The sequence below is a fragment of the Vibrio sp. Y10_XG_PY6 genome (assembly GCF_024181795.1).
GTDB classification, from domain to species: Bacteria; Pseudomonadota; Gammaproteobacteria; order Enterobacterales; family Vibrionaceae; genus Vibrio; species Vibrio diabolicus.
Window position 1 is genome coordinate 412,566 of record NZ_JAMZAQ010000004.1, and the last position, 8,642, is coordinate 421,207.

Here is an 8,642-nt window from a genome sequence, read left to right on the forward strand (position 1 = left end):
TGTTCATACCTAAACAAAAAGTCGGCTTACAGGCCGACTTTTTTTAACTCTTCTTCTGCAAAATCTGCCGTAATGGGCACATAACCATCTTTCTCAACCAACGCTTGCCCCTGAGCGGAGAAAATAAAGCGAATAAACTCGGCTTCAATTGGTGTTAATGGGTAATCCGGGTGCTTATTCACGTAAACATATAAGTAACGTGATAGTGGGTACTTACCACTAACAATATGTTCTCGCGTTGGCGTCACGTAGTCATTCCCCGTTTTTGCCACCGGAACTAAGCGTACGCCTGCCACTCGATAACCGACACCGGAATAACCAATTCCACTGATGGTTGACGCTACAGCTTGCACAACTGACGCGGAGCCTGGCTGCTCGTTTACTCGGGTCTTGAAATCGCCGCCACACAAGGCATTGCTTTTGAAGTAACCATAAGTTCCAGAAACGGAGTTACGACCAAACAACTGTACGTTTCGCTTTGCCCACTGTGATTCAAGACCGAGTTGCTGCCAGTTTGTGACAAATTGACTTTCACCACAGCGCAGTGTTGCAGAAAACAAAGCATCTAACTGACTAAAGCTGAGCCCTTGAATTGGATTGTCTTGATGGACAAAAATACCGATAGCATCGATCGCAACCCTAAGCGCCGTTGGCTTGTAACCATGTTCACGTTCAAACGCTTCAACCTCTCTTAAACGCATCGGGCGACTCATGGGACCAAACTGAGCTGTTTGTTCGGTCAATGCAGGGGGCGCCGTGGAAGAGCCAGACGCTTGGACTTGCGCATTAATATTCGGGTAAATGGATTTAAACTCTTCAACCCAAAGCGTTGTCATACCCGCAAGTGTATCGGATCCAACAGAGAGCAAGTTCCCGACAATCCCCGTCGTTTTATGATAACTCGGCAATGGTTTATCTTGAGCGGCAGCCATACAGGAACAAACAAGCGCGAATAAACTAAATGTTTTTGCCAATCGTAACGCCATTATTTCACCACCAAACGCTCAGGCAATACGAAAGAAAACTTACTGCCCACACCTACTTCACTGTGAATTTCTAAATGAGAGTCATGGTGACTCAGCGCATGTTTCACAATAGCCAACCCTAACCCACTCCCTCCGGTATCGCGTGATCTTGCTTTATCGACGCGATAAAAACGCTCAGTAAGTCGATGGAGGTGCTGAGGTTCTATACCATCACCACTATCCTCCACCTCTAAGCATGCGCCTTGAGATGTCTGGAACCAACGAACATTAATGTTCGCGCCAGGCGGTGTGTATTTGACAGCATTATAAACGAGGTTAGAGATAGCACTACGTAACTGGTCATCATCGCCCAGTACGCGTAGGCTAGCATCAACATCAAATTTCAATTTATGTTGGTTGTCCCCACTAAGGCTGACCGCCTCTTTTTCTAGTACTTCGAGCATCGCAGGTACATTCACGACTTCTTCAAGCTCATGCATAGGTGCCGCTTCAATTTTAGATAGCGTCAGTAATTGGTTCACCAAACTGTTCATGCGGTTGAGCTGCTCCGTCATGACGCCATGCGCTTTGCTCCACATTGGGCCCACAACCATGTCAGGGTCTTCTGTCATCTCTAAATAACCTTGTAGCACCGTCATTGGTGTACGCAGTTCATGAGAAACGTTAGCAAAGAAATTACGGCGCATTCCCTCAAGTTGTTTTAACTGGCTAACATCACGCACCACCATCAAATGTTCACCTTCGGTATACGGTACTATACGTAGTTCTAGCATGCGTTCGACATTGAGTGGTGAGCGCATTTCCAATGGCTCAGAGAAGTCTTTCTTGTTGAGGTACTTGATAAAATCAGGCGTACGAATGAGGTTGGAGATAGGTTGACCAGAGTCTTCCGGCCAATGGAAACCCAATAAGTGTTGAGCCAGTTTGTTACACCAAACGATATTGCCTTCAGCACGGAACACCACGACGGCATCGGGTAACGATTCCGCACCATTTCTGAATCGGCGAATGAGATTAGTAAGCTCTTTGCGTTTACGGCGTTGACGCTGCTGTAAGCGATACAAGCCATTGAACAAAGATTCCCAGTTACCGCTACCAGACGGTGGTGTAAGGCGCTTTTCATCCCATAACCAAGAAGATAAACGTACTTGGTTATGCAAATGCCACACAAGCTGCAATGCCGTAGCAGCCAAAAGCAACCACGGCATATAACCGAATATCCAACCTACTATCACCCATGGGGTGTAAAAAAAAGCCAGCTCCCAGGCCAGCTTTTTCCACGTTAATCTTTCAACCACTCATAACTCCAGAAATGGTACCGATAAGCTGCGTGTTAATTTATGCCTTTGTCGAGAAGCGGTATCCAGCACCACGAACAGTTTGGATCAGCTTATCATGACCTGCGGCTTCCAATGCTTTACGCAGGCGGCGAATATGAACATCGACCGTACGATCTTCAACATACACGTTAGTACCCCAAACATTGTTTAATAGCTGCTCACGGCTGTACACACGCTCTTGATGCGTCATGAAAAAATGCAGCATTTTAAACTCTGTTGGGCCCATATCTAATGGTGCATCATTAGCCGTGACACGGTGTGATACAGGATCAAGCTTCAATCCCTGCACATCAATTACGTCTTCCAATGCGGTCGGGGTTACGCGACGAATCACCGCTTTTAAGCGGGCAACCAACTCTTTAGGAGAAAATGGCTTAGTAATGTAGTCATCCGCACCGACTTCTAAACCGCGCACTTTATCTTCTTCTTCACCACGAGCGGTAAGCATCACAACTGGAATGTTGCGCGTTAATTCCTCTCGCTTCATGTGTTTGATGAAGTTAATGCCGCTGCCGCCTGGTAACATCCAATCCAGTAAAACTAAATCAGGGAAGGGTTCAGCCAGTTTGGTTACTGCAGTATCGTAATCTTCCGCTTCTACCGCTTGGTAACCTTTCTGCTCAAGTACGAAGCACAGCATTTCGCGAATAGGAGCTTCGTCTTCAACAACCAGAATCCTTCTAGACATAATTGAGTAACCTTATGTTCGTTGAGCTAATGAATTTAAGAGACAAAGCGCCCCTCTATGCATAAGCATTATCACTACCAATTATGACACTTTTGTGACCTTTGAAAACAAATTTTCATATAACTTTCTTTTGAGGTTCATTCGGATATTTTTCATTTCTATTAAGACATCAGCACAAAAATTCCCTATGATTAGTCCCTTGTCATCAAGCCTAGAGAAGATTTATGTGGTTTAAAAACTGTCTGGTATACCGCGTTAACCGCGAGGTTACTTTCAACGCCGAACAACTAGAAACTCAACTGTCTGAATTCCGATTCACCCCATGTGGCAGTCAAGATAAACAGAAATTTGGCTGGGTCAGTGCAATGGGTAGACATGGCGACATGATGACTCACGTGTCAGAAAACCGCATTCTGATTTGCGCCAAGAAAGAAGAGAAAATGCTACCTGCCTCAGTGATCAAAGAGTCATTGAATGCAAAAGTAGAAGCAATGGAAGCGCAAGAAGGTCGTCCTCTGAAGAAGAAAGAGAAAGACAACCTGAAAGATGACATCGTAATGGATTTACTGCCTCGCGCATTTAGCCGTAGCAGCCACACTCACGTGCTCATCATGCCAAAAGAAGGGTTCATCCTTGTTGACGCAAGCAGCTACAAAAAAGCGGAAGACGTATTAGCACTACTTCGTAAAACCATGGGTAGTTTACCTGTTGTTCCTGCCATTCCAGAAGTAGCGATTGAAACAACGCTAACCGAGTGGGTGAAAACGGGCGACACACCTCAAGGTATCACCATGATGGACGAAGCAGAGCTAAAATCCGTGCTTGAAGAAGGTGGCGTGATTCGTTGTAAGAAGCAAGAGCTGACCACAGATGAAATCCGCAACCACATCGCAGCAGATAAAGTCGTAACGAAGCTTGCACTTAATTGGCAAGATCGTATTGAATTCATCATGACAGAAGATGCGGGTATTAAGCGTCTAAAATTCTCTGATGAATTGAAAGATCAAAATGACGATATTCCACGTGAAGATCAAGCGGCTCGATTTGATGCAGACTTCTCTCTGATGTGTGGGGAGTTCAGTGCTTTCCTACCCAACCTATATGATGCGCTAGGCGGCTTACCAAATCCTAACGCTTAACATTGTATAAAGGTTAACCATAACGCCCTCACTTTTTTTGAGGGCGTTTTTCTATCTGAAGCACAATTACCCTAGTCACAGTTCACATTTTAACGTAAAATTTGCGCCCCATTTCCATTAGGTGGAATTGGCCTGACTTGTGATCAGATAAAAGAGAATTGAGCAATGACAACTGAGAAAGCATTCGTACCTGAGCTACTGTCTCCTGCGGGAAGCCTGAAAAACATGCGTTACGCATTCGCCTACGGCGCAGATGCAGTTTACGCTGGCCAACCTCGCTACAGCCTTCGCGTACGTAACAATGAGTTTAACCACGAAAACCTAAAAATCGGTATCGATGAAGCGCATGCTCTAGGCAAAAAGCTTTATGTGGTATGTAACATTCAACCACACAACTCGAAGCTAAAAACGTTCATCCGTGATCTTAAGCCAATCGTAGAGATGGGTCCTGACGCATTGATCATGTCAGATCCAGGCCTAATCATGATGGTTCGTGAAGCTTTCCCAGAAATGCCAATTCACCTTTCTGTACAAGCAAACGCTGTAAACTGGGCGACTGTTAAGTTCTGGGCAGCGAATGGCGTGGAACGTGTGATCGTTTCTCGCGAACTATCTTTAGAAGAAATCGAAGAAATTCGTGAGCATTGTCCTGAAACTGAACTTGAAGTATTCGTTCACGGTGCATTATGCATGGCTTATTCTGGTCGTTGCCTACTTTCTGGTTACATCAACAAACGTGATCCTAACCAAGGCACTTGCACTAACGCGTGCCGTTGGGAATACAAAGTGGAAGAAGGCAAAGAAAACGACGCTGGTGATATCGTAGAGAAATTTGACCCATCTGAAGCACAGCCTGTCGAAGTACAAGACGAACGCCCTGAAACCACAATTGGTCGTGGTAAACCAACGGATGAAGTCGTTCTACTTTCTGAAGCGCACCGTCCAGAAGAAAAAATGGCAGCGTACGAAGATGAGCACGGCACTTACATCATGAACTCAAAAGACCTACGTGCGGTACAGCATGTTGAGCGCTTAACTAAGATGGGTGTGCACTCGCTGAAAATCGAAGGTCGTACTAAATCATTCTATTACTGTGCTCGTACTGCACAGGTTTACCGTAAAGCGATTGATGACGCTGTAGCAGGCCGACCATTTGATGAAAGCCTAATGGGCACACTAGAGAGCCTAGCTCACCGTGGCTATACCGAAGGCTTCCTACGTCGTCATACTCACGACACCTACCAAAATTACGATTACGGCTACTCAGTCTCTGATGCTCAACAGTTTGTCGGTGAGTTCACTGGTAAACGTCGTGGTGATATGGCTGAAGTAGAAGTGAAAAACAAATTCCTTGTCGGTGATAGTCTTGAGCTAATGACGCCAAAAGGTAATGTTGTTTTCACGCTAGAAGCGATGGAAAACCGTAAGTCAGAGCCTATTGAGGATGCCAAAGGGAATGGTCACTTCGTCTTCATTCCAGTACCAGCAGATCTAGATTTAGAATACGGTCTATTGATGCGTAACTTAAACTCAGGGCAGGACACCCGTAACCCGACTGGTAAGTAATCATGGCCTTGCTCATTACTGACAAATGCATCAACTGCGACATGTGCGATCCCGAATGCCCCAATGGGGCAATCAGCATGGGAGAAAGCATTTTCGAGATTGACCCAGCTCTATGTACAGAGTGTAAGGGACATTACGAAAAGCCGACCTGTCAGTCAGTGTGTCCGATTACAAAATGCATCATCACAGACCCGGATCATGTCGAAACAGAAGAGCAGTTACTGGAGAAGTTCGTGATTATTCAAGGGTTAGCATAAGAACAAGTGGGTTCAACTTTGGAGACAAAGTTGAACCTTTTTTTAACCCGACTTTTCAATAGGATAGATATTACAAAACAACTCTTTTTCAAAATGAGACTCTAACCTATCTCGCCAATTTTCAGCTTGGGAAACCGGCACAAGATAAAAGTTTTCTCGGCTCGTGTCCGTAACAAAAGCCATTCCATATTGCATCAGCTCGTAATGCACATCATTAACAAATCCGGGATCAAGACGCTGACGTCCTGTCAGGTGGTTTACATCAACCCGAGTCAATAAGACCCCTTTCGTTTCACTGCTAAATCTGTGTCTTAACCACTCTGCAAACTCTTTTGCACAAATCATAGTCATGGTTTTATCCTTGATTTACTCTTCTAGCAGGAGAAGTATCCATTCCCGCCTCACACACTTGTCTGCCTTGTTATTGCTTCGCTAGCCAACTGACAGACATATTGCTAAGAAACCAAAGTATCGTGACGAAAGATCTTTCTAAACAGAGAAGTTACGACTTATCTATACTACAACTCTTTGTTTAATTTAGATTTCTATATTATGTCACCAAAACTAATTAGGTTAGTTTTTGTATTGGTATTATTCACTGTAGACAAAAGTATGATGTTTCTCCAGTTTCATAAAAGAGATACGTAAGGGAATATAAACCTAGTTAGTAGGGATAAGTGATTGGCATTGCGGTGGAATCGCTTTTTTTCGCTTGGGCTTAGCAATAACTTTCGCAGACGGCGGCTTATCGATAGGCTTAACTTTCGGTCCCCAACTAGCGAGCTCTACCCCACAACCATCACCAGCGGGAGGCAGAGCTTGTTCAACACAGTAGCTACTCGACTCAGGACAAGATAACCTGACGTGGAAGTGATAATGATGCCCCCACCAAGGGCGAACTTTACGTAACCAAGAACGTTCTTTGCCTTCTTCTTGCGAGCAAAGCTGCTCCTTAATAACAGGATGTACAAAAATTCGTGCAACATCCTCACTCTGTGCAGCATATCGAATCAGCCTAAAGTGCCTATCTTCCCAGCGATGGGTAAGTATGGAATACCCTTTTAAGTCCACCACACTCATTGGCTTAGGGAGTTGTAATTCGTTATAAGAAAGCGGTTGGTCAGCGAGTCTTAACCAGATATCAATATCTAACCCAGTTTGGTGACTAGAATGGCCAGAAGAAAACCTTCCTCCTCTTGGTAAAGACAGGTCACCTATAAGCAGCGTTGTGTTGAGATTTTGATGAGCTTGAAGCGCTAGGTTTTCAATAAACTCTATCGTTTTAGGGTGCCCATAGTAGCGTTTCGTTTTACTACGTAAAACTTGATAACCAACGCCATCAAGAGGCAAAGGTAATGCGCCATCCAAACAACCGTTGGCATAACTACCAATAGAGGAAGAAGAGTTTCGGGTAGGGTTAGCAACAGACTCCCAAGGAGTAGAGTATACAGAAGCTGAGAAACATAAACCCAAAGATACAATGAAACTCAGCTTCATAGCTTTTAGCCTTTAGTAGTGTTCGCCATTATCGTAATAAGCTTTAGGGGATAAAGCTGAAAAGATAACAGCAACATCAATATCTGCACCAGCAATACCACGAACTTGCTGTGTAATAAGCTTAGCAACTTTATCTTGTACTTCCTGACCACGGTCAAACCAAAGCACTTCGACAAAAGGATATGCAGCACTCACCTCACCCTCATTGAAAAACGTAGTGTAGATATACTCAAAAGTAAAATCCTCACGCGGACAGTCCATCAGAGGCTGAAGTTCATCCGTCAGAGGCTTTGATAGTGCCTGAACAGCTTGCGGCTCTACAGCACGGAATCGAAAATGTGGCATAAACTTACTTCCTAATTATTAGCATTAACTCATGATAATAACAGGAACCAAGTCAGTAATCATCCAAGCCAATGTAACCACTAACCTTTTCTATACACGTCATATAGATCAAGTAGTAAATCAACTAGCTCACTAACGAAGAGTAATGGGAGTATGAAGAGAAGTAAGAAAGGGTAAAACGATACACCGAAGCTTAGTGACGCAATCTATTGCAATGGAAAATAGAATGGCTTAAGTCACCGATGTAATATGCTCTTAAGATCAATGTGCATCAGATGTCGACAACTATTCGCTAGAAACGAAAAAGGCTCTGACCTAAGTCAGAGCCTTGATATATGGCAGGGGTGGAGAGATTCGAACTCCCAACACGCGGATTTGGAATCCGCTGCTCTGCCAATTGGAGCTACACCCCTGCAGTTCGTGTTTAATGAGACGACTCTCAAATAAGTGGCGGAGTGGACGGGACTCGAACCCGCGACCCCCGGCGTGACAGGCCGGTATTCTAACCAACTGAACTACCACTCCGCAGTGGTATCACTCGCTTGTAATCAGCAAGTGTCCAAAATTTAAAGCCTGGCGATGTCCTACTCTCACATGGGGAAGCCCCACACTACCATCGGCGCTATTTCGTTTCACTTCTGAGTTCGGCATGGAAATCAGGTGGGTCCAAAACGCTATGGTCGCCAAGCAAATTCTTTAATCTGGAAAGCTGTTTCTTAATTCTCGTTCTTACACATTCAATGTTCTTTCATTGAGTCCATCAAAACCCCTTGGGTGTTGTATGGTTAAGCCTCACGGGCAATTAGTACAGGTTAGCTCAACGC

Annotated in this window: 9 protein-coding genes, 2 tRNA genes and 1 rRNA gene; 3 read left to right on the forward strand and 9 right to left on the reverse strand. The window is 44.7% G+C overall.

Features of this window, described 5'->3' with window-relative positions; genetic code table 11:
• Positions 1-26: 26 nt before the first annotated feature.
• Genes NL644_RS20490 through phoB form a run of 3 tightly spaced genes read right to left on the reverse strand, consistent with a single transcriptional unit; the run spans position 27 to position 3,014 of the window.
• Positions 27-986: a PstS family phosphate ABC transporter substrate-binding protein gene (locus tag NL644_RS20490; protein ID WP_114323872.1), complete on the reverse strand. Its 960-nt coding sequence runs from the start codon at positions 984-986 to the stop codon at positions 27-29.
• Positions 986-2,284, reverse strand: coding sequence for a phosphate regulon sensor histidine kinase PhoR (phoR, locus tag NL644_RS20495; protein ID WP_005383667.1), 1,299 nt, complete (start codon positions 2,282-2,284; stop codon positions 986-988). The genes NL644_RS20490 and phoR overlap by 1 nt, the downstream gene beginning before the upstream one ends.
• A gap of 40 nt (positions 2,285-2,324) precedes the next feature.
• Positions 2,325-3,014 (reverse strand): phosphate regulon transcriptional regulator PhoB, encoded by a 690-nt coding sequence (phoB, locus tag NL644_RS20500; RefSeq protein ID WP_005381752.1) that lies wholly within the window; start codon positions 3,012-3,014, stop codon positions 2,325-2,327.
• A 224-nt stretch (positions 3,015-3,238) separates the two neighbouring features.
• Between phoB and rdgC the strand changes: the two genes are divergently transcribed.
• From rdgC to NL644_RS20515, 3 genes are all read left to right on the forward strand, one after another.
• Positions 3,239-4,153: a recombination-associated protein RdgC gene (gene rdgC, locus NL644_RS20505; protein ID WP_005391604.1), complete on the forward strand. Its 915-nt coding sequence runs from the start codon at positions 3,239-3,241 to the stop codon at positions 4,151-4,153.
• Positions 4,154-4,318: 165 nt separating this feature from the next.
• Positions 4,319-5,719 carry a tRNA 5-hydroxyuridine modification protein YegQ gene (gene yegQ, locus NL644_RS20510; RefSeq protein ID WP_114323873.1) on the forward strand — a complete coding sequence of 467 codons (1,401 nt, stop codon included), beginning with the start codon at positions 4,319-4,321 and terminating at the stop codon, positions 5,717-5,719.
• A 2-nt stretch (positions 5,720-5,721) separates the two neighbouring features.
• A complete protein-coding gene (locus tag NL644_RS20515) occupies positions 5,722-5,976 on the forward strand; it encodes a YfhL family 4Fe-4S dicluster ferredoxin (protein WP_031780214.1) in 255 nt (84 codons plus the stop codon).
• 42 nt (positions 5,977-6,018) lie between these two features.
• Here the strand turns inward: NL644_RS20515 and NL644_RS20520 are convergent, their stop codons facing one another.
• The 6 genes from NL644_RS20520 to rrf all read right to left on the reverse strand — a co-directional run bounded on the left by NL644_RS20520 (position 6,019) and on the right by rrf (position 8,506).
• Positions 6,019-6,327 (reverse strand): hypothetical protein, encoded by a 309-nt coding sequence (locus NL644_RS20520; protein WP_005391608.1) that lies wholly within the window; start codon positions 6,325-6,327, stop codon positions 6,019-6,021.
• Positions 6,328-6,636: 309 nt separating this feature from the next.
• The gene (mepA, locus tag NL644_RS20525) at positions 6,637-7,473 is read right to left on the reverse strand and encodes a penicillin-insensitive murein endopeptidase (RefSeq protein WP_114323874.1); all 837 of its coding nucleotides are present in this window, start codon (positions 7,471-7,473) and stop codon (positions 6,637-6,639) included.
• Positions 7,474-7,485: 12 nt separating this feature from the next.
• Complete coding sequence (locus NL644_RS20530; protein ID WP_005391613.1) at positions 7,486-7,818, reverse strand: DUF1904 domain-containing protein; 333 nt, start codon at positions 7,816-7,818, stop codon at positions 7,486-7,488.
• Positions 7,819-8,154: 336 nt separating this feature from the next.
• A tRNA-Trp gene (locus tag NL644_RS20535) sits at positions 8,155-8,231 on the reverse strand.
• 35 nt (positions 8,232-8,266) lie between these two features.
• Positions 8,267-8,343: transfer RNA gene (locus NL644_RS20540), tRNA-Asp, on the reverse strand.
• Positions 8,344-8,389: 46 nt separating this feature from the next.
• Positions 8,390-8,506, reverse strand: a 5S ribosomal RNA gene (gene rrf, locus NL644_RS20545).
• Positions 8,507-8,642: the final 136 nt, after the last annotated feature.

Excerpts from the sequence above, each read along its gene's own strand:
- yegQ (WP_114323873.1), top strand. The coding sequence starts at position 4,319 with ATGACAACTGAGAAAGCATTCGTACCTGAGCTACTGTCTCCTGCGGGA.
- NL644_RS20515 (WP_031780214.1), top strand. The coding sequence starts at position 5,722 with ATGGCCTTGCTCATTACTGACAAATGCATCAACTGCGACATGTGCGAT.
- mepA (WP_114323874.1), bottom strand. The coding sequence starts at position 7,473 with ATGAAGCTGAGTTTCATTGTATCTTTGGGTTTATGTTTCTCAGCTTCT.
- NL644_RS20530 (WP_005391613.1), bottom strand. The coding sequence starts at position 7,818 with ATGCCACATTTTCGATTCCGTGCTGTAGAGCCGCAAGCTGTTCAGGCA.
- phoB (WP_005381752.1), bottom strand. The coding sequence starts at position 3,014 with ATGTCTAGAAGGATTCTGGTTGTTGAAGACGAAGCTCCTATTCGCGAA.
- NL644_RS20490 (WP_114323872.1), bottom strand. The coding sequence starts at position 986 with ATGGCGTTACGATTGGCAAAAACATTTAGTTTATTCGCGCTTGTTTGT.
- NL644_RS20520 (WP_005391608.1), bottom strand. The coding sequence starts at position 6,327 with ATGACTATGATTTGTGCAAAAGAGTTTGCAGAGTGGTTAAGACACAGA.
- rdgC (WP_005391604.1), top strand. The coding sequence starts at position 3,239 with ATGTGGTTTAAAAACTGTCTGGTATACCGCGTTAACCGCGAGGTTACT.